The organism is Paenibacillus sp. TSM33 (assembly GCF_056099025.1).
In genome coordinates this window covers 1-255 of the sequence record NZ_JBLZXB010000075.1, presented here as the reverse complement: position 1 = coordinate 255, position 255 = coordinate 1, and the positions used below count along the sequence as shown (strand labels likewise).

1 protein-coding gene is annotated in these 255 nt (G+C 54.5%); it reads right to left on the bottom strand.

Features of this window, described 5'->3' with window-relative positions; translation table 11 throughout:
• Positions 1-255 (bottom strand): condensation domain-containing protein (locus tag ACN6NF_RS25960; protein WP_474320336.1); only part of this gene is annotated, 255 nt, incomplete at both ends.

Sequence of the window (255 nt, the reverse complement as noted above, 5' to 3'; positions counted from 1 at the left end):
ATGTCGAGCCAGTAGGCTTCCTGCTTGGCAAGCTGAGCTTTCTGCTCGTCCGATTGCTGCCATACCGCATAATCTTTGTACTGAATGCGAAGCGGCTCCAGTTGCTCCCCGCTGTACAAGCGGACGAGCTCTTCGATCAGTACGTCAATCGAAACGCCGTCAGATACGATATGATGCGTATCGAACATTAGAATGTGTCGGTCCGGCGCCAGTTCGGCAAGGCCTACCCGCAGAAGTGGCGGCTTCGCTAGATCA